The 3,019-nt window shown below is 74.4% G+C and carries 5 protein-coding genes; all 5 read right to left on the bottom strand.

Annotated elements, in window-relative coordinates:
- Positions 1-60: 60 nt before the first annotated feature.
- Positions 61-372 carry a phosphoribosylformylglycinamidine synthase subunit PurS gene (gene purS, locus L0B03_RS15875; RefSeq protein WP_250447627.1) on the bottom strand — a complete coding sequence of 104 codons (312 nt, stop codon included), beginning with the start codon at positions 370-372 and terminating at the stop codon, positions 61-63.
- A 188-nt stretch (positions 373-560) separates the two neighbouring features.
- On the bottom strand, positions 561-1,748 hold the full coding sequence (locus L0B03_RS15870) for a hypothetical protein (protein ID WP_250447625.1): 1,188 nt from the start codon (positions 1,746-1,748) through the stop codon (positions 561-563).
- A gap of 9 nt (positions 1,749-1,757) precedes the next feature.
- The gene (locus tag L0B03_RS15865; protein ID WP_250447622.1) at positions 1,758-2,093 is read right to left on the bottom strand and encodes a PadR family transcriptional regulator; all 336 of its coding nucleotides are present in this window, start codon (positions 2,091-2,093) and stop codon (positions 1,758-1,760) included.
- 100 nt (positions 2,094-2,193) lie between these two features.
- On the bottom strand, positions 2,194-2,517 hold the full coding sequence (locus L0B03_RS15860) for a hypothetical protein (RefSeq protein ID WP_250447618.1): 324 nt from the start codon (positions 2,515-2,517) through the stop codon (positions 2,194-2,196).
- 78 nt (positions 2,518-2,595) lie between these two features.
- On the bottom strand, positions 2,596-3,019 hold a 424-nt coding region (locus tag L0B03_RS15855; RefSeq protein WP_250447614.1), incomplete at its 5' end, for a zinc-binding dehydrogenase.

Here is a 3,019-nt window from a genome sequence, read left to right as displayed (position 1 = left end):
TGACGCCGACGCGGGCGCCCTCCAGGGTGGTGCTGCCGGCGGCCTCGGGGGCGACGGCGGTCACGCGGGGGTCCCGGCGGTCGACGCACCACCAGGGACGGCACCGGCCTGCGCGGCGTCGTGCTCCTCGGCGGCGGCGACGCGGACGACGTCCTCGATCACGGGGTTCGACAGCAGCGTGGCCGCGGCCTGGCGCACGGTCTCGAGCACGGCCTCGGTGACCTCACCGTCGACCTCGAGCTCGAAGCGCTTGCCCTGCCGGACTCCGGTGAAGCCCTCGAAGCCCAGGCGGGGCAGGGCCGCGGCGACGGCCTTGCCCTGGGGGTCGAGGATCTCGGGCTTCGGCATCACATCGACGACGACACGTCCCACGTCAGGCTCCTGGTGCTGGTCTGGCGGCAGCGGCGGTGGCTGGGTGCACGACGTCGTGCGCGGCCGCCGCCAGCCTACCCGCGCCCCTCAACCACCCCCGCCCCGTGTCACCCCCTGACCCCAAACCTCGTGTCAGAACCTCAGGTACCCCTGGGTATCCGAGGTTCTGACACGAGGTGGGGAGGGGGTCAGGAGAGGGCAGGGTAGGGCGGGTCCTCGGGTCGGGTGCCACGGGCGTGCCAGGGCGCCACCCCGACGACCTCGAGAGGGACGGCGCGCTGCTCGGGGCCGTCCGGGAGCGGTGGGCGGCCGTGGCCCGCGACCGTCCAGACGTCACGGGCGGCGAGGTCGTCGTGCCGTTCTCTGCGGACCGTCCAGGTCATGACGAGGACCGGAGGCAGCGCGACGAGCACCAGCATGGCTAGCGGCACGCTGAGGAAGAGGACGAGGCGGCCCGTCGTCTCGAGCCAGACCAGCGGCACGACCCAGGACGCCGTCACCAGGACGCTCGCGACGCGCCGGCGCCCGAGATCGACGACGCGCCGGCGGGGCTGGGCAGGGCCCTCCAGGCCGACGGTCCTCAGCCGCCGTCTCGCCACGAGGGCGAGGACACCCCCGAGGACCGCAGCCGCGGCCACGAGCGCCAGCCACGGCGCACGATCCCCGACCGGCCCGACGACGGTCTCGAAGCTCCCCGGCCCCGTGGGCAGGACGTGGGTGATCTTGGGCGCCGTCGCCACCGAGGTGACGAGCAGGACAGCCGCGGCCAGCAGCGACCCGGCGAGCCAAGGCAGCAGCGAGCTGGCGCGCAGACGCCTCCGCGGGACCTCCTGCATCACCCACGCCCCGGGCTGCACGGGGTCGCCCGCGCGCAGGACGACGTGCTTGAGCATGGCCTGCTGCTGCCGGTAGCCCGAGCCGTAGACGGCGCCGGTGACGAACGCCCCGAGACAGAAGGCCCAGTAGCCCCACCCTGGAGCTCCGGCCCCCTCGGCGGACCACGACGCCATCGCGAAACCGAGGACGATCGCGAGAGCCACGACGTTCTCCCGCCACCAGAACCCCGCCCCGAGGATGTCGTCCCGCGCCCACCCGCGGTACGCCGTCGGCATCCGCCACCCGACGAGCCGGTACCGCAACCAGACGGGCCACGGCGGCCGTCCGCGCCATCGGGTCGCCGAGCCGCTGCGCACCAGGTCGAGCGCGGTCCGGGCGTCGACGCGGTCTGCTCCAGGTGGGGCGAGGTCGAGCAGCACCCCGAGCAGCTCCTCGCCCCTGGACTCGCGCCACCGCCGCGGGTACGCCCGCATCCATCGAGCCGCGCTGCGCGCGTAGCCCGAGCGCTCGTCCTGACGCACGTGATCCCCCGTGTCCACCATGCCGCCTCAGGCCCCACCCAGGGCGGGGCGCGCTGCGAGGGCTCCCCGCGCTCGTCGGGCCAGCGCCCTGAGCCGCGCGGTCTCCGCGAGCGCCGCCGCAGAGCCCTGCTCGGTCAGCCGGTAGTAGCGGCGCAGCCGACCGTCGACGACCTCTTCCCCCGCGGGCTCGACCATCCCGGCCGTGCCGAGCCGGTCGAGCAGCCCGTAGAGGGTCCCCGCCCCGAGCCGGGTCGCGCCGTCGGACAGCCCGAGCACCGCCTGGACGATCGCGTAGCCGTGCCGCGGGCCCTCGGCGAGGGAGAGCAGCACGAGGTACGCCTGCTCGGTCATCCGGAATGCCATCCCCGATATATATCGCGAGACGACCTATCAGCCAACCCCGGTCTCGTGTCAGAACCTCAGGTACCCCCAGGTATCCCACGTTCTGACACGAGGTCGGGAGTCAGACGCGGCGACGGCGCGAGCCACGCGAGGCCTGGCTGGCGCCACCGCCCCCACCGACGAACGCCGAGAGGCCGATCAGGTAGGCGAGGTCGTACCAGCCGCCGACGTTGTGGGCCTCGTAGATCCCGACGTCCTCGGCGAAGAGCGACACGACGAAGGCGATCGGGGCGATGAACCCGTGCCAGAGGCCGAGCAGGAACCCAGCCGGGTCGGCCTCTCCCGGGACGGCGGTACCGACGAGCTCGTTGGCCCCCGGCGCGCACGCCGCGAGAAGTAGCAGGGCTCCGCCGAGCGCCGTGATCCGTACGCCTCGCGCACCCATGGCAACCTCCCGGCCCCACTCAACCCCGCCCGCCCCCGGCCCCACAACCCCGAGATCTCGTGTCACGAGAACGGGGGCTCAGGTCTGGGGGAGGACGACGGTCATGCCGGCACCGACGGCGGGGGCGCCCATGGCAGCCAACGCCGCGGGGGCCCCGGCAAGGGGGATCTCGCGGGTGACCAGGCGGTCGGGCCGCAGCACTCCCGCCGCGACCTGCTCGAGCATCGCGGGGTACTCGTGGGCGGCCATGCCGTGGCTGCCGTAGATCTCGAGCTCCCACCCGACGACGCGGTCCATCGGCAGCGCGGTGCGCGCGTGGTCCGCGACGAGGAGCCCCACCTGGACGTGCCGCCCACGGCGCCGCAGACCCAGCACCGAGGCGACCGCCGTCGTGGGACTGCCCAGGGCGTCGAGGGAGACGTGCGCCCCGCCGTCGGTCAGCTCGGCGATCCGCGCCGCGACCGCCTCAGGCCCGCCGAGCCCCGACCCGTCGAGCAGCACC

The sequence above is a fragment of the Actinotalea sp. C106 genome, assembly GCF_023630195.1.
Classification (GTDB): domain Bacteria; phylum Actinomycetota; class Actinomycetes; order Actinomycetales; family Cellulomonadaceae; genus Actinotalea.
Note: the sequence above shows the minus strand (reverse complement) of the source record. Positions and strands in the feature narration are given on the sequence as shown.

Excerpts from the sequence above, each read along its gene's own strand:
- L0B03_RS15860 (WP_250447618.1), bottom strand. The coding sequence starts at position 2,517 with ATGGGTGCGCGAGGCGTACGGATCACGGCGCTCGGCGGAGCCCTGCTA.
- L0B03_RS15865 (WP_250447622.1), bottom strand. The coding sequence starts at position 2,093 with ATGGCATTCCGGATGACCGAGCAGGCGTACCTCGTGCTGCTCTCCCTC.